Annotated in this window: 18 protein-coding genes; 11 read left to right on the top strand and 7 right to left on the bottom strand. The window is 53.6% G+C overall.

The window, feature by feature from the left end; genetic code table 11:
* Window positions 1-76: 76 nt before the first annotated feature.
* Together ACH1XZ_RS14585 and ACH1XZ_RS14580 are read left to right on the top strand one after the other, a co-directional pair.
* Window positions 77-295 (top strand): YgdI/YgdR family lipoprotein, encoded by a 219-nt coding sequence (locus ACH1XZ_RS14585; RefSeq protein ID WP_035893968.1) that lies wholly within the window; start codon window positions 77-79, stop codon window positions 293-295.
* Between the two features lie 126 nt (window positions 296-421).
* A complete protein-coding gene (locus ACH1XZ_RS14580; RefSeq protein ID WP_395596125.1) occupies window positions 422-1462 on the top strand; it encodes an NADP(H)-dependent aldo-keto reductase in 1041 nt (346 codons plus the stop codon).
* Between the two features lie 167 nt (window positions 1463-1629).
* On the opposite strand, the gene lplT is transcribed toward ACH1XZ_RS14580, so the two are convergent.
* Together lplT and aas are read right to left on the bottom strand one after the other, a co-directional pair.
* The gene (gene lplT, locus ACH1XZ_RS14575; RefSeq protein WP_395596124.1) at window positions 1630-2823 is read right to left on the bottom strand and encodes a lysophospholipid transporter LplT; all 1194 of its coding nucleotides are present in this window, start codon (window positions 2821-2823) and stop codon (window positions 1630-1632) included.
* Complete coding sequence (gene aas, locus ACH1XZ_RS14570; RefSeq protein WP_395596123.1) at window positions 2816-4975, bottom strand: bifunctional acyl-ACP--phospholipid O-acyltransferase/long-chain-fatty-acid--ACP ligase; 2160 nt, start codon at window positions 4973-4975, stop codon at window positions 2816-2818. Before aas ends, lplT begins: the two co-directional genes overlap by 8 nt.
* A gap of 626 nt (window positions 4976-5601) precedes the next feature.
* Here aas and galR point away from each other — a divergent pair.
* Window positions 5602-6618: an HTH-type transcriptional regulator GalR gene (galR, locus tag ACH1XZ_RS14565; RefSeq protein ID WP_395596122.1), complete on the top strand. Its 1017-nt coding sequence runs from the start codon at window positions 5602-5604 to the stop codon at window positions 6616-6618.
* Here galR and ACH1XZ_RS14560 read toward each other — a convergent pair.
* The 4 genes from ACH1XZ_RS14560 to ACH1XZ_RS14545 are packed head-to-tail and all read right to left on the bottom strand — an operon-like array spanning window position 6579 to window position 10648.
* Window positions 6579-7058 (bottom strand): GNAT family N-acetyltransferase, encoded by a 480-nt coding sequence (locus tag ACH1XZ_RS14560; RefSeq protein ID WP_395596121.1) that lies wholly within the window; start codon window positions 7056-7058, stop codon window positions 6579-6581. The genes galR and ACH1XZ_RS14560 overlap by 40 nt on opposite strands.
* Entirely contained in the window at window positions 7055-7828 is a 774-nt protein-coding gene (locus tag ACH1XZ_RS14555) for a GntR family transcriptional regulator (protein WP_395596120.1), read from the bottom strand. The genes ACH1XZ_RS14560 and ACH1XZ_RS14555 overlap by 4 nt, the downstream gene beginning before the upstream one ends.
* A gap of 47 nt (window positions 7829-7875) precedes the next feature.
* Window positions 7876-9303 carry a glycoside hydrolase family 1 protein gene (locus ACH1XZ_RS14550; protein ID WP_395596119.1) on the bottom strand — a complete coding sequence of 476 codons (1428 nt, stop codon included), beginning with the start codon at window positions 9301-9303 and terminating at the stop codon, window positions 7876-7878.
* Window positions 9304-9310: 7 nt separating this feature from the next.
* On the bottom strand, window positions 9311-10648 hold the full coding sequence (locus ACH1XZ_RS14545) for a PTS sugar transporter subunit IIC (protein WP_395596118.1): 1338 nt from the start codon (window positions 10646-10648) through the stop codon (window positions 9311-9313).
* Between the two features lie 302 nt (window positions 10649-10950).
* On the opposite strand from ACH1XZ_RS14545, the gene ACH1XZ_RS14540 reads away from it, so the two are divergent.
* Complete coding sequence (locus ACH1XZ_RS14540; protein WP_394765005.1) at window positions 10951-11961, top strand: LacI family DNA-binding transcriptional regulator; 1011 nt, start codon at window positions 10951-10953, stop codon at window positions 11959-11961.
* A gap of 80 nt (window positions 11962-12041) precedes the next feature.
* Here the strand turns inward: ACH1XZ_RS14540 and lysA are convergent, their stop codons facing one another.
* Window positions 12042-13298, bottom strand: a complete 1257-nt coding sequence (gene lysA, locus ACH1XZ_RS14535; RefSeq protein WP_395596117.1) for a diaminopimelate decarboxylase — start codon at window positions 13296-13298, stop codon at window positions 12042-12044.
* 119 nt (window positions 13299-13417) lie between these two features.
* On the opposite strand from lysA, the gene ACH1XZ_RS14530 reads away from it, so the two are divergent.
* From ACH1XZ_RS14530 to ACH1XZ_RS14500, 7 genes are all read left to right on the top strand, one after another.
* The gene (locus ACH1XZ_RS14530; protein ID WP_395596116.1) at window positions 13418-14341 is read left to right on the top strand and encodes a LysR family transcriptional regulator; all 924 of its coding nucleotides are present in this window, start codon (window positions 13418-13420) and stop codon (window positions 14339-14341) included.
* A 308-nt stretch (window positions 14342-14649) separates the two neighbouring features.
* Window positions 14650-15333, top strand: coding sequence for a DUF1120 domain-containing protein (locus ACH1XZ_RS14525; RefSeq protein ID WP_395596115.1), 684 nt, complete (start codon window positions 14650-14652; stop codon window positions 15331-15333).
* Window positions 15334-15533: 200 nt separating this feature from the next.
* Window positions 15534-16208, top strand: a complete 675-nt coding sequence (locus ACH1XZ_RS14520; RefSeq protein ID WP_395596114.1) for a DUF1120 domain-containing protein — start codon at window positions 15534-15536, stop codon at window positions 16206-16208.
* Between the two features lie 28 nt (window positions 16209-16236).
* A complete protein-coding gene (locus tag ACH1XZ_RS14515) occupies window positions 16237-16917 on the top strand; it encodes a DUF1120 domain-containing protein (RefSeq protein ID WP_395596113.1) in 681 nt (226 codons plus the stop codon).
* Between the two features lie 109 nt (window positions 16918-17026).
* A complete protein-coding gene (locus ACH1XZ_RS14510; RefSeq protein ID WP_336284893.1) occupies window positions 17027-17737 on the top strand; it encodes a fimbria/pilus chaperone family protein in 711 nt (236 codons plus the stop codon).
* Window positions 17738-17749: 12 nt separating this feature from the next.
* A complete protein-coding gene (locus ACH1XZ_RS14505) occupies window positions 17750-20158 on the top strand; it encodes a fimbrial biogenesis outer membrane usher protein (protein ID WP_395596112.1) in 2409 nt (802 codons plus the stop codon).
* A complete protein-coding gene (locus ACH1XZ_RS14500) occupies window positions 20155-20724 on the top strand; it encodes a DUF1120 domain-containing protein (protein WP_395596111.1) in 570 nt (189 codons plus the stop codon). The genes ACH1XZ_RS14505 and ACH1XZ_RS14500 overlap by 4 nt, the downstream gene beginning before the upstream one ends.
* The last annotated feature ends 23 nt before the right edge of the window (window positions 20725-20747 follow it).

Here is a 20747-nt window from a genome sequence, read left to right as displayed (position 1 = left end):
GATTTTCCTGCTTTATGCTGTGGCTTAGGTCGGTTATTACTAGACTATTAAGAGTGCGGCGATGAAGGGGATAACGATGACAAAATGGGCAGTGTTGATTTCCGCAGTAGGTTTAGCCTTTGCAGTTTCCGGCTGTAGCAGCGATTACGTGATGGCCACCAAAGACGGTCGGATGATCCTGACCGACGGTAAACCGGAAGTCGATGACGACACCGGGCTTATCAGCTACGAAGATCAGCAAGGTAATAAGATGCAGATCAACCGCGACGACGTGTCGCAAATTATCAAACGCTAATCAGAGAGGTCAGCCACCTGCTGGCCTTTTTTCATTTTCTGCTTTCCCTTTTTCTCCCCCTCTGCCATTTTTATATTCCTTTGTCAGGACTCTTTCCTGACGCTGTTAATAAAAGGAAGCCGGCTTATGCAGTACCACCGTATCCCCCACAGCTCGCTTGAGATAAGCACCCTTGGGCTTGGCACTATGACGTTTGGTGAACAAAATAGCGAAGCCGACGCCCATACACAGCTCGATTATGCCGTTAGCCAGGGCATCAATCTTATCGATGTCGCCGAGATGTACCCCGTTCCTCCGCGACCGGAAACCCAGGGGCTGACCGAGACCTATGTCGGCAACTGGCTGGCCAAGCACGGCAACCGCGAGAAGCTGGTTATCGCCTCCAAGGTGAGCGGCCCCTCGCGCAACAACGACAGCGGCATTCGCCCTAATCAGGCGCTGGACCGTAAAAACATTCGCGATGCGCTGCATAACTCGCTGACGCGCCTGCAAACCGACTATCTCGATCTCTACCAGGTACACTGGCCGCAGCGCCCGACCAACTGCTTTGGCAAACTGGGCTACACCTGGGCCGACTCCGCGCCGGTGGTGTCGCTGCTGGAGACGCTGGAAGCGCTTACCGAATATCAGCGCGCCGGGAAGATTCGCTATATCGGCGTATCCAACGAAACGGCGTTCGGCGTGATGCGCTATCTGCATCTGGCGGATAAACACGACCTGCCGCGCATTGTCACCATCCAGAACCCGTACAGCCTGGTGAACCGCAGCTACGAAGTGGCGCTTGCGGAAGTGAGCCAGTTTGAAGGCGTTGAGCTGCTGGCCTATTCCTGCCTGGCCTTCGGGACGCTCACCGGTAAGTATCTGAACGGCGCGAAGCCTGCGGGCGCACGTAATACGCTGTTTAGCCGTTTCACCCGCTACAGCGGTGAGCAGACGCAGAAGGCGGTGGCAGCGTACGTCGATATCGCCAAACGCCATAACCTCGACCCGGCGCAAATGGCGCTGGCGTTCGTTCGCCGTCAGCCGTTCGTTGCCAGCACGCTGTTAGGCGCGACGACGATGGAGCAGTTGAAAACTAACGTTGAGAGCTTGCATCTGGAGTTAAGCGCGGAAGTGTTAGCGGAGATTGAGGCGGTGCATCAGGTTTATACCTACCCGGCACCGTAAAATGTAGGCCGGATAAGGCGGTGACGCCGCCATCCGGCAAGGTGCCGCATCGTGCCGGATGGCGCTACGCTTATCCGGCCTACAATGAGCAGTCCCGGGGTCGCTTGCGCTCGCCTGGCTACCGGAACAAATGTAGCCCGGCCAAGCGAAGCGCCGCCGGGTTTACCTCAGCGGCGCTTACCCCACAGCCACAGCGCGATAATCGCCAGCGCAAACAGCACGCCAAAGCCAATCCCCACGCCGACCACCGGAATATTCACCGCTACCGCTAGCGAATAGAGCCCCAGCATAATCAGCATAGCGCTGTTTTCACCGAGGTTTTGTACCGCTATCGCATTACCGGAGCCCACGGTCTGTTTCCCACGGTCCTGCAGCAGCGCATTGAGCGGCACCACGAAGAAGCCACCGCAGATACCGATGATAAACAGCAGCACGTACGCTGGCAGCAGCGCATGCTGGAAGGCGAAAATGGCGACAACCACGCCAATCAACACCCCGGCAGGCATACAGCGCGCCACGGTTTCGAGCGTCACCAGCTTCGCCGCCGCCCCCGCGCCAACGACAATCCCGACGGCGACCATCGCATTCAGATAGGTTGGCGTGGCGTTATCGGTGATCCCCAACGCCACCGGCACCCACAGCACCAGCAGGAAGCGCAGCGTCACCCCCGCTCCCCAGAACATGCTGGTGCCGAGCAGCGAGAAACGCGTTTCGCCGTTGTGCCACAGCACGTTGCAGGCGTTAAAGAAGCTGTGGGTCATTGGACGAAAACGCCAGGACTGACCCGGACGCGCCGCAGGCAGTTTCGGGATAAAGAGGTTAGCCACCACCGCAATGCCGTACACCACCGCACAAAGCACCAGCGCCCCTACCACGCTCCAGTCGGCCACTACGCCACCGGCGACAGAGCCAATCAGGATGGCGGCAATGGTCGAGGCTTCCATCAAACCGTTGGCTTTAACCAGCTTATCGCCGGTAGTAATTTCACCGAGAATGCCGTACTTCGCTGGCGAATATGAGGCCGCACCAATGCCCACCAGCGTATAGCCGATAAACGGATTCAGGCCCGCGCAAATCGTCGCCGCGCCGACCAACTTCAGGCCGTTGGCGAACATCATCACCCGGCCTTTACCAAAGCTGTCTGCCACCTGTCCGACAAACGGGGCAAAAATGATGTAAGCGCCCACAAACACCATTTGCAGCACCGGCTGGCTCCACTCCGGATAAAACTGCTGCTTCATGAGCGCCAGTACGGCAAACAGCAGTGCGTTATCGCCGAACGCCGAAAAGAACTGGGCCACAATCACCGCCATCATGCCTTTCGACAGGAGTCGGTTGTTAGTGTGTACTGACTCACTCATTCAGATGTTCCGTCTCTGCAACCATGCTCTTCAGGGTGACGAAATCCGGTTTACCGCTGCCAAGCAGCGGTAGCTGTTTCAGCCAGCGAATATCTCGCGGCACCGCCAGCTCCGGTACGCCGTGGGCCCGCGCATACTGCAGCAGCTTGTCGCGGGTAAGTTCATTATCGGTGGTAAACAGCACCAGCGCCTCGCCTTTGCTGGCGTCGCTTTTCACCGCCGTGGCATGCATCTTCTCAGGCGATACGCCCAGCGCCAGCTGTTCAACGATCTCCAGCGAGACCATTTCACCGGCAATTTTGGCAAAACGCTTCGCGCGGCCCTGAATTTGCACAAAGCCCTGCGCGTCAAAGGCGACGATATCACCGGTGTCATACCAGCCGGTTTCCAGCTCGCCGTGCTGATTCTCCGCCGTCGGTACTTCCAGCACGCCCGGATTCTCGACGCGCAGATAGCCCGCCATGATGTTCGGCCCTTTTACCTGCAGGCGGCCGCCCTGTTCAATACCAGGAACTTCCAGCAAACGCGCATCCATACCCGGCAGAATACGCCCCACCGTGCCCGGTTTTGCCGCCATCGGCACGTTGATAGAAACCACCGGTGCGCACTCGGTTACGCCGTAGCCTTCAAGAATGCGCAGGCCAAATTTGTCCTGCCACAGTTCTTTGGTGCTCTGCTGCAGTTTTTCCGCACCCGCCACGACATAGCGCAGACGATAGAAATCGTACGGGTTGGCGAAGCGTGCGTAGTTAGCGAGGAAGGTAGAGGTGCCAAACAGCACGGTACAGTTGCGGTCATAGACCAGCTCCGGCACCACGCGATAATGCAGCGGGCTTGGGTAGAGGAACACCTCCGCGCCGGTCAGCAGCGGCGTGAACAACCCCACCGTCAGGCCGAAGGAGTGGAACAGCGGCAGCGCCGACATAAAGCGGTCGTTGGCGGTGAAGTCGGCGATGGTTTTAATCTGCTCGACGTTTGCCAGGATGCTTTTATGGCTGTGCACCACTCCTTTCGGGTGACCTTCCGAACCCGAGGTAAAGAGGATAATTGCCGGGTCTTCCGGCTTCTGTGCAACCTGCGCCAGACGCGGCATCAGCACGCGGGAGAAGATCCACAGCTTATCGGCGGTGGTGATATCCCCTTTTAAATCTTCGAGGAATACCCAGCGTACCTGGGTGAGCTGCTCGGTCAGGTGCCAGAGCTTGCCTTTATCAAGGAAAGTGCGGGAGGTAAAAATGGTGCCAATTTGCGCGGCGGTAATCGCGCTGGTGAGCCCTTTGACTCCGGCGGTGTAGTTCATCATGGCCGGAATACGCCCACGGGCGATAGCGCCGAAGATGACCGCCGCACTGATGCCCGCATTTGGCAGCATCAGGCCAATCTTTTCACCCTTCTTGCTGTATTTATCCAGAATGCGCGCCACAAACAGCGTTTTGGTCAGCAGCTTGCGATAGTTATCCGGCTGGAAGTTTATGTCTTCAACGCACGGTTTTTTCTCGCCATAGCGGTGCATAGCCGTCAGCAAAGATTCATACAGCGTTTCGCGCGGGCGCACCGCCATGCGCGCTTCCATCATAATCTGATGCAGCATTTCACCGGCGATTTTGCGACGGTCGCGCGCGCGCGGCGCTTCCGGCATCGGCAGCGTGGTTGGCGGCAGCAGGTGCAGCGTAATTTTCGGGAACAGGCGCTGCTTAACCAGCCCTTTAAGACGGCTGAAGTGGGTCAGTTCCGCACCTTCAATACGCAGCGGGATAATCGTCGCCCCGGACTTCGCAGCCACAAAGGCCGCGCCGTCGTAAATCTTCATCAGCGAGCCGGAGACCGAAATACGCCCTTCCGGGAATATCACCACCGGACGGCCCTGCTCAATCAGACGAACCAGATGCTTAATTGACATCGGTTTGGTGGGATCTAACGGCACAAAATCGATAATGGGCGTCAGCCACCGCATAAACCATTTCTGTGAAATTGAGGTGTAGACGGCGAAAACCGGGCGAACGGGCAGAAACAACGCCAATAATATGCCGTCGAGAAACGAGACGTGGTTCGGGGTAATCAGCACCTTCGGCTGGTTCAGCGCATCGGTGTTTCCCGTCATCCTGACTCGAAAGAGCACCTTAAATAGCTGTCGGAAAAAACAGAGAAGCATACAAACTCCTTTTGCCATAGTTTTGTCATTGAAGGTTACACGAGAAAACTGAGGAAAAGCAGTCTGCGGCAGGATCCAGGCAAAAAAAAACCTGCGCATCTGCGCAGGTCGGTGTAAGTGATGAAGTACGCAAGGCGTACCATGAAACATTCACCAATCAATACCTCTGGGACAGCTATTGTCGCGCCCTCCATAGCCTGCAACCAGCGGAAAAGCGCAAGAGAATGAGCGCAAATGAAACGAGGTATTGCGATTGTCGGGAACTGTAACAGGCGGGCGTGAGGCAAAAAAAAACCTGCGCATCTGCGCAGGTTGGTGTAATCAAGTGGTCAACCTTGTGGGGCGACTTCACCTATCAATACCTCTGGGATAATCAGATTAGCAAGTCGCCTAACGCGTTCTCCAGCAGACATTCGCAACAGCATTTCGCAAAGTGTAAGCAAACATTTGAATTCTCGCGTTTCGTTGCAAGGTTGAGCGCCATGCGGTGTAACTTTTCCTGATAATGTCACCTCTGCATCATAATTGTGCAATTCACCACACCGCCATCCTTGAATAGCACGGGGATTTCCGTAACACTGTTGTGGTGTAAGCGTTTACCCTCAGAATTTTGATTAAGGCAGATTATGGCGACAATAAAAGATGTGGCCCGGCTTGCAGGCGTCTCCGTCGCCACCGTATCCCGCGTCATCAACAACTCCCCTAAAGCCAGCGATGCCTCGCGCCTGGCGGTCTCCACCGCCATGGAAACGCTTAGCTATCATCCCAACGCCAACGCGCGCGCGCTGGCCCAGCAGTCGACCGAAACCGTCGGCCTGGTGGTAGGCGATGTATCCGACCCCTTTTTCGGCGCCATGGTCAAAGCCGTGGAGCATGTGGCCTACAACACCGGAAATTTTTTACTGATCGGCAACGGCTACCATAACGAAACCAAAGAACGTCAGGCCATTGAGCAGCTTATCCGCCATCGCTGTGCGGCGCTGGTCGTGCACGCCAAGCTTATCCCTGACGCCGAGCTGGCAGATTTAATGAAGCAAATCCCCGGTATGGTGCTGATAAACCGCATTCTGCCCGGCTTTGAAAAGCGCTGCGTGGCGCTGGATGACCGCTACGGCGCCTGGCTCGCCACCCGCCATCTGATCCAACAGGGCCATACCCGCATTGGCTATATTTGCTCAAACCATACCATTTCGGATGCGGAAGACCGCCTGCAGGGCTACTACGATGCGCTTAAAGAGAGCGGACTGCCGTGCAATGAGCGACTGGTGACCTTCGCCGAGCCGGACGAGAGCGGTGGTGAACAGGCAATGACCGAACTGCTTGGCCGCGGCAAGCAGTTTACCGCGGTGGCCTGCTATAACGACTCAATGGCCGCGGGCGCGATGGGCGTGCTCAACGATAACGGTATCGATGTACCGCAGGAAATTTCGCTGATTGGCTTTGATGATGTGTTGGTTTCCCGCTATGTACGTCCGCGACTGACTACCATCCGTTATCCGATTGTCACCATGGCTACGCAGGCTGCGGAGCTGGCGCTGGCGCTGGCAGAAAAGCGTCCGTTACCGGATATCACCCATCTGTTCAGCCCGACGCTGGTACGCCGTCACTCGGTGAGTTCGCCTGCGGAAGAGGTTAAGTCGTAGCGATAAAGATGTACGGTGGTGTCCGGATAATCCAGGGCATCGCCGATGTACTGCCAACCGAAACGTTCATAAAAATCCCGGCAAGCCGAATAGAGGTGCAACTGCGTAAACCCTTGTTTTGCGGCATAGGCCATCACGTGCCGCTGAAGCTGGCCCGCCAGGCCACAGCCGCGCGCTTCTGGCGCGACATACAGTGCCGCCATCCACGGCCACAGATCCTGACGGCTAATTAAGTCACAGCGCCATAGACCTACGGTTCCCATCACTTTCTCATCTTCAACAGCAATAAAGGTCAGCGGCAGCGCGCCGGCGCTCTGGCTATGTTCGATGATGCTGGCAAAAAAGGCGCGTGACAGGCCTTTCCCCCCAAAAGCGTGCCACAGCCAGTCGGTCACCTGACCGGCAAACTGCGGGCAAGCGTGCAGTGGCAAGATAGTCACATTAATTTTCCCTGGAAGATGGGCACCGAATCAAACAGATAGCCGTCAAAATCCGGCGCGTCTTCGTCAGACAGCTCCATCAGGCTATTTTTGACGTTCTCAAGGTGTTGCCCCATCGCCTGCCAGGCTCCCATCACATCGCGGCGACGCAGTGCGGCGAGGATGGTCTGGCGGTCTCCGAGCCACTTCAGCCGGTAGGTGCGACTGGCAATATGGGCATTGAACTGTTGCCACAGCGGGCTGCTGTCCATCTGGATCCAGACGCGTTCAATGGTCGACAGCAACATTTGGTTTTGCGTGGCTCCCGCCAGCACCAGATGGAACAGGCGGCCGTTGTCCTGGCTGGTATCATTCAGTGCAATAGCGCGCTGCTCTTGCTCAATAATCTGTTTAAGGTTATCGATATCCGCGCGGGTTGCCATCTTCGCGGCGAAGGCGGCGATGTTGCTCTCCAGCAGTTGGCGTGCCTGCAGAATTTCAAACGGGCCAATGTCGCTACTCAGCATCCGCTCTTCCCCACCGTCGCATTCCTGTGGAATGCGCATCACATACACGCCGGACCCCTGGCGGATATCCACCGTTCCCTGTAGTTCCAGCATCAGCAGCGCTTCACGCACGATGGTGCGGCTAACGCCGTAGGTTTCGGCGATATTGCGTTCTGGCGGCAGACGCGACCCGACGGGATAGCGGCCCTGCATAATCTGAGCGCGCAAATCATCGCCAATCTCCTGATAGGGTTTCTTTTCCGGCGGGACGGTAGCCTTCTCCACAATATCACCTGTACGTTATGCGAATATCGGCGCTATCTTAGCAAAAATTAGCGCCATTCATCATCGATATCCACCACCAACTCGCGGCTGTCCCGTAGCTGGCGGAACCAGTTGGCAGAGGCTTTTGGCCGCCGCGCGCGGTCGTTGTCGAGGTCGATTTCAATCAGCCCATAGCGGTTTTTAAAAGCGTTCATCGGCGAGACGTTGTCGGTAAACGCCCACAGCATATAGCCATGGCAGTTAGCCCCGTCTTCTTTCGCCCGCAGCGTCTGCCACAGGTGCTCGCTGATAAAACGGATTCGATAGTCATCGGCAATCACACCGTCGGCGTTACGGAACTGGCCTTCATTTTCCACGCCCATGCCGCTTTCAGCGACAAACCATGGAATATTGCGATAGTCGTTTTTGATACGCATCGCCATGTCATAGACAATCTGCGGGTAAATTTCCCAGCCGCGCGAGTTGTTCATCTTACGACCCGGCAGTTCAAACGGCTCGTAGTACCAGGCCGGATGGAACGGCGTATCCGGGTGCCAGGCACGTGATGGCGCTTTTACCCTGTGGGGGTAATAGAGGTTAATGCCCAGTTCATCGACCGTATTGTCACGGATAATCGCCAGTTCATCGGCGTGATAGTCCCAGGTGACCCCGTGCTTCTCCAGCAACGTGAAAAGCTCAGCAGGATAAGTACCGTGCACCAGCGGGTCGAGGAATACGCGGTTGTAGAACAGGTCATACACCTCGGCCGCACGCTGGTCGTGAGCGGCATGAGAACGCGGATAGGTCACTTCAGGGTTAAGAATGCAGCCCACGGTTCCCGGGTAGCCTTTCTCGCGGAACAACTTCACCACTTTCGCCGTGGCCAGCACCTTGTGGTGGTTCCACTGCATCCATTTCCCCGTATTTTGTTCATACGGCCAGCGCAGCGCGTCCAGATACACGCGGGTCTGCACCACAATCGGCTCGTTAAACGTAAACCAGCGCGTGACCTTGTGGTGATAGCGGGCAAATACCTGCTCAACGTAGCGCACGTAGAGCTCGACCACCTTTTTCGAGCCCCAGCCGCCGTACTGTTCCAGCAGGTAGCCCGGTAGCTCATAGTGTTCAAGGCAGATCATCGGCTCAATGCCGTTGGCCAGCAGTTCATCAAAAAGCTGGTCGTAATAGGCGGCATACGCTTCATCAACGGTCACCGCATCGTAATCGGTTAAAAAGCGTGACCAGTTGATCGAGGTGCGGTAGTGGGTCAGCCCAGCCAGCTTCATCAACTGCACGTCTTCACGAAAGCGGTTGATGAAATCGGTGGCAACCGCCGGGCCGTAGCCGTTGTGCCAGACGTGGCGATCGTTTTTGTACCAGAGATCGGGCCAGGAATCCTGCCCTGGTTTCTTCCCGCTCCAGCCTTCCGTCTGCCAGGCCGAAGCCGCGGCCCCGAGAATAAAGTCATCGGGAATGGTCATCCGTTTTATGCTCATAGCATCCTCAAAGGTTATCGGTAGCCGGTGCTTTTTCCGCCAGACGCTCGGAAATCTCGGCGCGGCGGGATGCAATTTTGACGAACGGCAGGTAAATCAGCACCGCCACGACAATGCAAATCAGTTGGGTAACCACCGCCCCCATTGAGCCAGCGGTTGAGAGCCAGGCGTTGATCAACGGCGGCGTCGTCCACGGCACCATCACCACCGCTTTACCAGCAAACCCGGTGACGGTGGCAAAATAGCCGATACTGCCGGTTACCAGCGGAGTGATGATGAACGGAATAGCCAGAATCGGGTTGAGCATGATAGGCATCCCGAAGATAACCGGTTCGTTGATATTGAAAATTCCCGGGCCAATTGACAGCTTGGCTATCTCTTTCATCTCTTTACGTTTCGTCGCAATCATCACGGCAATGAGCAGCCCGATGGTCAGGCCTGAACCACCAATGCTCATATAAACATCCCAGAACGGCATGGTGATGATATTCGGCACCTCTTTACCCTGCTCAAACGCACTCATGTTGACGGTAATCGCCCCCAGCAGCAGCGGTTCGCGAATGGGTTTGATCATCTGGTTGCCGTGGATCCCAATCACCCAGAAAATCTGCGCCACAAACATCAGTAGCAGGATCCCCGGTAAGCTCTGCATCACCCGCTCCAGCGGCTGCTGCACGACCTGGTATACCGCATCGTAAAGGTACATGCCGGTCAACTGATGGAAGATAAAACCGAAGGTGGCGATCGCGGTGACGGTGATGATCGCGGGGATCAGCGCCGAAAACGAGGCCGCGACGTTTGGCGGCACGGTGTCCGGCATTTTGATCTTCAGCCCGTTGCGCGTTTCCAGCCAGCAGTAGATCTCGACGGACAGAATGGCGATAAACATGCCAAGGAACAGGCTACGGGTATCAGAGAACTGGCGCAGCAGCACATCTTTTACCTCATGCATTTGACCATCAACCATCATCTGTACGGTTGTCGGCGTAACGCAGATAAAGCAGATAACCGCCAGCAGGCCGGGGAACAGCGTCTTAATACCGTTGATGCGCCCCAGCTCGATACCGATAAGAAACACGGCGCCAATGTTGAGAAAGTTCAGCGTCGCGTAGTTGATTGCCCCGGTGATCGGCTTAAGTTCAGCCAGGAACGATAGCGACTGGAAGCTGGCGAGGCCGTTTTTGGGATCCAGAACCATGTTGGAGATCAAGACAGAGAAGGCACCGACGATGATCACCGGCATCAGCGTAATAAAGGCGTGTTTGATCGCCATGATGTAGCGATAGCTGTTGAATTTCGTGGCGAAACTCCCCAGCGAATCGATCAATTTTTCCTGCAATGCCATAGAAAGTACCTCAAGTTTAAGGGCTTTATCGCGCATTCGGTGTACAGCCAAACACCTTTTGGTATGCCAAAAATAATCATCATCGCTGAAAAGTTCTGTGATTTAACTCCCAACCTCCAATCTGGTATTCCAAAAACAAAAACAGTAGGGTTATTGGCATGCCACATGATTGAAACTGGTTTTTTACGACGATTAACTGCAAAAGCGTGATCGCGATAGGTTTTTTATCCTCTGTGGAGTTCATATCACCGATGAATGTCTGTGATAAACTGCGGGCTATCACGAAGTCTCAGGGATTAACAATGGCAACAATGCTGGATGTATCAATACGCGCAGGCGTCTCGAAAGCGACGGTTTCTCGCGTGCTGAATGGTACTGGTCAGGTTAAAGAGAGCACCCGTCAGCAGGTGTTCAAAGCAATGGAAGAGTTAGGCTACCGCCCCAACTTCCTGGCGCGTTCATTGGCAAACCGCACCAGCAACAGCATTGGCCTGGTGGTTTCCACCTTTGATGGTTTCTACTTTGGTCGCCTGCTTCAGCAGGCTTCCCGCCAGACGGAAGCGTGGGGTAAACAGCTTATCGTCACCGACGGCCACGACACGCCCGAACGCGAGGAGCAGGCAGTGCAGATGCTGGCCGACCGCCAGTGCGATGCCATCGTCCTCTACACCCGCCATATGAGCGAAAAGGCTATTATGTCGTTGGTGAACAGCACGCCGATGCCGCTGGTTGTTATTAACCGTGACGTCAGCCAGGCACGCGAACGCTGCGTCTTCTTCGAACAGCAGGACGCGGCGTTTCAGGCAGTGGAATACCTGATTTCTCAAGGACATCGGGATATCGCCTGTATCACCGTTCCTATCCATACGCCAACCGGTAAAGCACGTTTACAGGGCTATCGCCGGGCACTGGAGCAAAACGGTATTGCGTGGGATCCGGCGAAAGTGAAGCACGGTGACTCCACCATGAACTGCGGCTATGACATGTGCAATGCGTTGTTGAAAGAGAAAGTGACGTTCAGCGCCCTCTTTGCCTGTAACGACGATATGGCGCTTGGCGCGTCAAAGGCGCTACATCAGGCGGGGCTTCGGATTCCGCAGGATATTTCACTGTTTGGTTTTGATGATGCGCCTAGCGCTAAGTGGCTGGAGCCGGGGCTCTCTACGGTTTATCTGCCGATCGATAATATGATCGTTACCGCTATCGATCAGGCCATTAAGCTGGCAAGTGGGGAAGAGATCGAGACGATCCCGCCGTTTACCGGCACGCTGGTATTGCGCGATTCGGTGACGACGGGGCCGTATTACAAATAACATGCCGGATGGCGGCGCAAGCACCTTATCCGGCCTACATCCCCGTAGGCCCGATAAGCGTAGCGCCATCGGGCATTCCCTCAGATAAGCTCCAGCGCCAGCAGCTCTTCAATCGTCTGACGACGACGAATCAACTTCGCCACGCCGTTATCAAACAGCACTTCAGGCAGCAGCGGACGGCTGTTGTAGTTCGACGACATCGATGCGCCGTACGCGCCGGTATCGTGCAGCACCAGATAATCCCCTGGCACCACCGCAGGCAGCAGACGCGTTTCTACTTTGCCGCCCTCCTGCTGGGTAAAGACATCGCCCGATTCACACAGCGGCCCGGCCACGACGGTTTCAATTTGCGGTGCTGCATCCAGCGCACGACCATCACCCGCCAGCGCGGAAATATGGTGATAGCTGCCGTACATCGCCGGGCGCATCAGATCGTTAAAGCCAGCGTCAATCAGCACAAAGTGACGGCTGCCCATCTCCTTCACACTGCGCACCTGCGCCACCAGCACGCCGGATTCCGCCACCAGGAAACGACCGGGCTCCAGCTCCAGCTTGACCGGATGCCCCAGGTGTTTCGCAATCTGCTCACGCGCGGCGTTCCACAGGCCGAAGTAATGATCGGTATCGATCGCCTCTTCCCCTTCGCGATACGGAATGGATAAGCCACCACCCGCGGAGATCGCCTCAAGATCCTGACCAAATTCAATCACCTGACGCACCATCGCACCGCATACCTGCTCCAGGTGACCATAGTCTACGCCGGAGCCAATGTGCATATGAATGCCCACCAGCTTCAGCTCATAGCGCTGGATCACCTCAAGGGCCGCCGGAAGATCGCTATACCAGATGCCGTGCTTGCTGTTTTCGCCGCCGGTATTGGTTTTCTGACTGTGGCCGTGCCCAAAGCCCGGGTTCACGCGCAGCCATACGCGATGGCCCGCAGAAATTTGGCCGAGCTGCTCCAGCATATCCACAGAGCCAGCGTTGACCGGAATTTGCAGTTCATGCACGCGGGCAAGCGTCGCATCATCAATGGTATCGGCGGTAAAAACGATCTCGTCTTTACCCGCTTCGTAACCGGCCACCAGCGCACGTTCAATTTCCCCTAATGAGACGGAGTCCACCTTCACACCCTGCTCACGCATCAGGCGCAGAATGTGGATATTCGAGCACGCTTTTTGGGCAAAACGCACCACGTCAAACTTGTGCAGCTTAGCAATCTGCGCGCGAATAATCTGCGCATCGTACACCCATACCGGGCAGCCAAATTCAGCAGGCAGGCGCAGCAGGTTGTCGGCGGTGAGGTCGGTTTCGGTATTGTTGAGCGGACGTGGCATTGGCAGACTCCGGTAATCATCTTTTTTATGATTACGCCACAGCCTGAAGCGAATAAAAAATATCGTTTTATCGCGAGTCTATGCAAAAATGATATGGATGCTTAACCAGAGAGATGCCCATGCCAGCCGTTAACCTGCGCCATATCGAAATCTTTCACGCCATTATGACGGCGGGAAACCTGACGGAAGCCGCGCGAATGCTCAATACCTCACAGCCGACCGTCAGTCGCGAGCTAGCGCGCTTCGAGCAGGTTTTGGGGTTAAAGCTATTTGAGCGCAGCCGTGGGCGTTTGCACCCCACGGTGCAGGGATTACGGTTATTTGAAGAGGTGCAGCGCTCCTGGTACGGGCTGGACCGGATTGTCAGCGCCGCTGAAAGCCTGCGCGAGTTCCGCCAGGGTGAGTTATCTATTGTTTGCCTGCCGGTCTTTTCACAATCCTTTTTGCCCCCCCTACTGCAGCCGTTTTTGGCCCGCTATCCGCAGGTAAATATTCAGATAGTGCCGCAGGAGTCACCGCTACTGGAGGAATGGCTGTCGGCGCAGCGCCATGATTTGGGGTTAACCGAAACACTGCACACGCCCGCCGGTACCAAACGGACCGAATTGCTTTCGCTGAACGAAGTTTGTGTTCTGCCTCAGGAGCATCCGTTAGCGAATAAGCCCGTATTAACCCCCGCTGATTTCGAGGGGGAAAATTATATTAGCCTGTCGCGCACCGACAGTTACCGTCAATTGTTAGACGCGCTATTCCATGAGCACCAGGTGAAGCGCCGAATGGTGATTGAAACCCATAGCGCCGCGTCAATTTGTGCAATGGTACGTGCAGGGGTGGGGATTTCCATCGTCAATCCGCTGACCGCACTGGACTATGCCAATAGCGGAATTACTATCCGCCAATTCAGCATCCCGGTCCCCTTTACGGTGAGCCTGATTCACCCTTTGCATCGCCCTGCCTCTGCACTGGTAGATGCGTTTAGCGCACATCTTTTCACCGAAATGCCAAAGCTGATTATAGCGTGTGAAAACTCGCTAACGATTTGAAAGATAAGAAACCAAATTTACGCACAAAAAGACAAGGTGAGATTTTTAACATCGCATAATCTTTGCATCACAATAAATATCGAGCAACATTCTTCACCCCACAAATAGTAAAAATCAATTCATTCCTGTCGGATATAAAATTCACAAAGTGAATAAACTCGCAATTTAAGAAAAATTAAAAAACAAATTTAATTTTTTTTATCTTTAGCTATTACGTGCTCATGTACAATACATAACCGTCATCAGTGTAAATAAAATATAATATCACGGATGATATATAATACTTTTCACATGTTAAGGATTAACACATGAAAAAATCGCTTATTATTCTGGCACTCACCGCATGTGCCAGCACAGTTTATGCCGATCCCACGGCGGTGCTGCAGCTCAATGGTAAATTGACCAATTCGTCCTGCACTCCTGAATTCAGCAATGGCGGCATCATCGACTATGGATACATTCGCCTGGGCGAACTCTCCTCTACTGAAACAAATCAACTTGGCCAGAAAAAAATCGATTTTAACATCAACTGTATTTCCCCTACCAAAATTGGATGGACTCTGGTTGACGATAAGGCCGATACTGCTGCAACAGGCATCACCATTAAAAATGCATTCTATAATGGTGACTCAACCGGTACGGGTAACACCTGGACCTTCGGTGTGGGAAAAACGAAAGACGATGTAACGATTGGCGCCTATTCTGCCTTTATTGACGCAGCTAATGTTATTGCAGACGGAAATAAAGTACGGGCCGTTTACAACCAGAAGGGCAGTGAAAAATGGACCCAGGTTGTCGGTTTCTATTTACAAGGCAATAGCTATCGAACCTGGAGCGTTGGCAATGCAACCGGTACGTATGATCCTATCGCAGTCAGCGACGTTACTTTCCCGATTGTCACCTCGTTGGCAATAAGAGACACCACAACGCTTGCTATTACTGATGACACGAATCTGGACGGACAACTAACAGTTAGCCTGGTCTATTTGTAATCGTCAAATATATTATCCAGTTAGTATCTAAAAGCACTTGGCATATCAGCATTGAGTTACATCGGTTATATAAATAAAATTTAAGAATCGCTGAGTGTTTTTATTAATCAAGGACGGCATTTCGAAATAAATTCATTCATCAGAATGAATATCAACCCACCACTTACTATGGTAAGTGAATTTTTGTTAAGGACTAACAAATGAAAAAAACGCTTCTCGCCATTATTATGGCTGCTTGTGCGACCTCTGCTTTCGCCGAACCGACCGCTGTATTAAAAATTAAAGGTGTATTAACGAATTCTGCCTGTACTCCTGAATTATCCAACAGCGGCGTTGTTGACTACGGCACCATCCATCTGTCTGAACTTTCTGACTCTGCAGTTAACCAACTGGGCCAGAAAACTATCGACCTGACCATTACCTGCGATGCGGAAACCAAAGTCTCCTGGAACCTGGCTGACGACCGTGTAGACAGCCGCGCTGGTGTCGCCGTCGCAAACGGCTCCGCAACCAATGGTTCTATTTCTGATGCCAACCAGACCTACGGCGTTGGCAAGACGGCAGACGATGTCGCGATCGGTAACTACTCGCTATTTGTCAAGGTCAGTAATGTCGTCGCTGATGGCAAAAGCGCCGACACCATTTACATGCTCGGCAATAACAACGTCTGGTCCGCAACCACCGACGGCATAACCGAAGGCCAGAACAACCGCGACATTACCGTTGCCACTACAGGGAGCCTTGAACCGGTGGGCTTCACCACAGCAACCTTCCCACTGGTAACCTCTTTGGCAATCCAGGATACCAAAACGCTGGCCATTACTGATGACACTGACCTGAACGGTCAGGTGACTATCAGCCTGCGCTACCTGTAATTGACCAAACGACGTTAAGGACTAACCAATGAAAAAGACATTAATTGCAGCGACATTGATGATGTGTGCAGGCTCTGCTTTCGCTGACTCCACGGCAGTGCTACAGGTTAACGGCAAGCTGACAAATGCCGCTTGTACGCCGGAGTTAAGTAACGGCGGAGTAGTCGATTACGGCTATGTGCGTCTGGGCACGCTGTCTGCGACAGCAATCAATCCGTTAGATGAAAAAAGTATAGAGCTCACCATCAATTGTACTGCGCCGACCAAAGTATCCTGGTATACCCAGGATGACCGTGCTGATAGCGTACCCTCCTCAATATTAAAGGTAAAAAACGCTTCCGGTTCGTTGGTCAGCTTACCTAAGTACCTTGTATTCGGCCTCGGCCAAACAAAGGATGGCGTAAATATTGGTAACTATGCACTTTTGATTGCTCCAAACCCTACGGTTGATGGAAAAGCAGGTACGCTGATTTATCGTAACAATGATTGGGGTGCATCCAAAGCATGGGACGATCAGGTTAATACACAAAGAAGCGATCATTTTGAACAGCTCACTGTCGCCTCTACAGGCACGGTGGATCCCCTTGCCTTTACCACGGCAACCTTTACCCTGAAGCCCCATCCGACCATTCAGGATACGACAACATTAGCCATTACTGATGATACACCTATAGATGGACAGGTAACTATCAGCCTGAATTACCTCTAATCATTATTTAATCGGTTATTCATTTATTCTTCGTGAGGGTGAGTCGTAACTCCCCTCACGCCTTCAACAACGGACACGGAGTGTCGTGTTATTTTCAGGAAGAATATTTATGTCTTACTCAAAATGCAGTTTTCGTAATACCGCGTTGGCCTTTGCATTATTATTAAGTCCTTTTTCTATTTTTGCCGCCGGCATGGTGCCTGAAACCAGTTTATTGGTGATTGACGAAGCCACCCATAGCGGCACGATGAACATCAAAAACACCGACAGCGTACCCGCGCTGTTATATACCACCGTAGTCGATCTTCCCGATGATAATAACGGCATTAAGCTTGTTGTCACCCAACCCGTGGTTCGTCTGGAGCCAGGGCAAACACAGCAGCTGCGTTTTATTTTGCAAAACAATGCGCCGTTGGAAACAGAGCATTATAAGCGCGTCACTTTTGAAGGTATTCCGCCGAAAAATGACGACAAAAAAATTAAAATCGGCATTAACATCCGCCAGGATCTCCCGGTATTAATTCGCCCTGCGAAGCTGGCTGTTGTCACCGATGCCTGGAAAACGCTGCAATGGTCGGGTTCTGGCACAACCGCTAAAGTAACCAACCCGAGTAAATACGTCGTTCGTCTGGCGCAAAATGTGGTATTTCAGCCTTCAGGCACCGCTGGCAGTATTAAAAAAACCTATATCCTGCCCGGCGAAACCCTGGATGTGACGGTATCTAAAAGCGTCAGCGGTAATAGTAAAGTGAAGTTTTTCCCTGCCAGTCGTTATGGTGTAGAGGTCCCGAGTTTTATCGCCGATTTCAACGCGAAATAAAGGGATACCTCGATGCATAAACAACGACCTCTTGCTTCAGGCATCCGTCGCGCGCTGTACTGCGCATTGCCTCTCCTCTTCACCTCGAGCCCTCAGGCACGGGAAGTCACCTTCGACACTGGGATCCTCCAGTCTCGAGGACTCAGTGCCGACCTGAACCGTTACTTTGCCGAAACGCCGCGCTTTTTGCCCGGCGTCCACTCGGTCAGGATTGTGGTAAACGGTAAGGAACGCGGCACGGCAGCCGCGCGCTTTGGTGAAGACGGCACGCTGTGCATCGACAGTGATTTTCTCGATTTTGCCGGGCTGATGCCGGTGCCAATAAAATCTGGCGAGCAGTGCCACAATATCAGTAGCGACTACCCGCAGGCTGTTGTCAACGCAGTGCCTGGACAGGAAACCGTTGAACTTTATCTGCCGCCGGAAGCATTGAATGGTCTGAATGGGGATATCAAAAACTTTCAGCACGGTGGTACGGCCGGACTGCTGAACTATTCCCTGTTTAGCACCCGCAATGAATATGAAGGTAGCCAGAGCAATAACTACTCGCAGGCGAGCCTGGAAGGTGGCTTTAACGTCGCTGACTGGGCGCTACGAAGCCGCTATATCATGACCGACGATGACGGCGATAAAAATGCCGAAAGCATCTACACCTACGCCGAACACGTATTTATGGCGCAGAAAATGACGATGCAGGTTGGCGAGATCAACGCCAATTCTGACGTTCTCAGCGGATTGCCCATTACCGGTGTTCAGTTAACACCAACCAGTGGCCTGAACAACAGTGGCAACGGCGTCAGCGTGTCGGGTATTGCCCGAACGTCACAGGCCCGTGTCGAAGTACGCCAGAATGGACGCCTGATCTTTAACACCCTCGTCCCTGCCGGGCCGTTCACGCTGGATGATGTCCCGATGGTGCGCAGCAACGTCGATCTGGAAGTCACGGTGATTGAATCCGATGGCGCATCCAACCGTTTTATCGTTCCGGCATCGGCGGTAAAAGCCCAGCAGCTATCGCGCCCTCAAGGGCTATCGGCATCGGTAGGTCGCGTACGCAATATCGATAGCGATTACGACGATCCATGGGTAATGAATATTTCCGACGGCTGGCGGGTATTGCCTCGCCTGAATGTCCTGACCTCTGGCGCTGCCGCGCAGGATTACCAGGCCGTCGGTACTCGTGCGGAAGTGTTATTGACCGATATCTGGAACATCTCAGCCACCGTAGCGGGAAGCCGTGAACAGTTCGGTGATGAAAATAGCGGTCTGAAAACGGAGCTGCAAAACAACCTGTCATTAAGTGACCAGATTAGCCTTTCGACCAGCGCATCGCATTACAGCGGCGGCTATCGCGAACTGGCAGATGCCATGGACGATGATTTCCAGCCTTATGACAACAGTTGGTCTGCCAACCTGAGCTGGGCAACAGGCATTGCAGGGGCGTTTAGCGTCGGCTTTAACTATAACCAGGCCAGCGGCAACGGTGAAGATTCACGCTATGTGCTGGCATCGTGGGGGAAATCCTTCAAATACGCTTCAGTTTCCGTGAACTGGCAAAGTTCGGTAGGTAACAACGACGATTCGCAAGATGACGACATGCTCTACGTGAACCTGAGTATTCCACTCGGAGGCTCACAGAGTATCAGCGCCTATATGCGTAATCAGGGTAACCGCACCAGTTACGGTGTGCAAAACTCAGGAAACCTGTCACCGCATACCCATTATTACATCTCGGCCGACCGCGATAACGAAAGCAACGAAAACAGCTTTAACGGCAACGTCACCAGCAACCTTCACTACACCCAGCTAGGTATTGGTGGCGGCAGCAGCGGGAATCATCAGCGCAACTATAACGCTACGCTATCTGGCGGTGTGGCCATGCATAAAAGTGGTGTCACCTTCACCCCATATTCCATCCGCGACACCTTTGCGATTGCAAAGCTGAACGAACAAAAGGCGGGCGTGGAGATCACAACGCCTCAGGGCACCGTCTGGACGGACAAATGGGGCCAGGCGGTGATTCCTGCGCTCAATGAATGGCGTAACTCACGTATCGAAATTGATGCCAACAAGCTGCCACAAAGCATGACGCTAGCCAACGGCACCAAGTATGTTGCCGCCGCACACGCTTCTGTCAGTGAAGTCAGCTTTAAGGTCCTCAACAGCCGCCGCGTGATGTTGCGAGTTAAACGCGCCGATGGCAGCGCGTTAGCCAAGGGCCTATCTATCGTTGATGGCAAAGGGAATTACGTCGTGACCAGCGTCGATGACGGCCATGTATTCCTGAATGACGCGGATCAATTAGCGGCGCTGTACGCCATGGACAACAATAACAACCGGATTTGTAAAATCGCTTATACCCTCAGAGACAATCGGGATGAAGAAGCATTTTACGAAGAAGCAAACGGAGAGTGCCGATGAAAAATAGTGTGAAATGCCTTCTAATCGGCACGGGGTTAGTGCTATCCACCTTTGCTCACGCAGATAATGATGATTGCCAGCTCAGCGTTTCGCAGGCGGAAGTTAACTACTCAAAGCTTAAACGCGATGACATTGTCACTACACAACAACGCTGGCACAAAATGGCCGAGCGGGAAGTGACGATGAGTGCATCTTGCCCGGAAAAAATGCAGATGGGCATTCAGGCGCAGGGCGCAGCAGGAGAAAAAGGGCGCTTCCAGTTTGGGCAAAAAGGCGGTGTCGCCTTTAAAGTCAGCCACGTTATGGTGGATGGTAAAGAATACAACGTCGGTAAAACCACCGATCAAATCAACCTGACACCAGAGAGCGGCTCCGCCGCCAGCATGTACATTCGCAACAACGATACGATCGTAGCGGTGGAGAATAATAGCGTGCCGACGGGCAAACAGATGAGTATGACCGTAACGCTGTTCCCGGTATTAAACGATGCCGCATTCAGCGGCAATAACGATGAAACGCAACTGGAGACGGATATCACCTGGCAATTATTGACCAGAGCGAAATAGGGATTTCAGCAGTTCTTGCCGGA

Source organism: Kluyvera chengduensis (assembly GCF_044197065.1).
Classification (GTDB): Bacteria; Pseudomonadota; Gammaproteobacteria; order Enterobacterales; family Enterobacteriaceae; genus Kluyvera; species Kluyvera ascorbata_C.
Note: the sequence above shows the minus strand (reverse complement) of the source record. Positions and strands in the feature narration are given on the sequence as shown.